1 pseudogene is annotated in these 269 nt (G+C 75.1%); it reads left to right on the forward strand.

Annotated elements, in window-relative coordinates:
- Positions 1–269: pseudogene (locus V5F48_RS25150) on the forward strand (3-hydroxyacyl-CoA dehydrogenase); the annotation flags it as partial.

Genomic DNA, 269 nt, shown 5'->3' on the forward strand with positions numbered 1-269 from the left:
GCTACCGCCCTTCCCTCACCCAGCAGGAACTGGTGGCGGCGGGTTGGCTCGGCCGCAAGTCTGGGCGCGGTTTCTACGATCATGCAGCCGGCGCCGTGCCCCCTGCGCCCGCCACGCTGCCGGCCCAGCCGGCGCCCCGCGCCGTGACCGTCGAGGGTGACCTCGGACCCGCCGAGGGCCTCGCCGACCTGATCGCCAAGGCCGGCATCGCGGTGACGCGCAGCGCCGGTGCCGGCCTCATCCGGCTGGAGGGGGCGAGCCTCGCTTTA

Origin of the sequence: Xanthobacter autotrophicus ATCC 700552, assembly GCF_043194565.1 — a bacterium.
GTDB classification, from domain to species: domain Bacteria; phylum Pseudomonadota; class Alphaproteobacteria; order Rhizobiales; family Xanthobacteraceae; genus Xanthobacter; species Xanthobacter autotrophicus_F.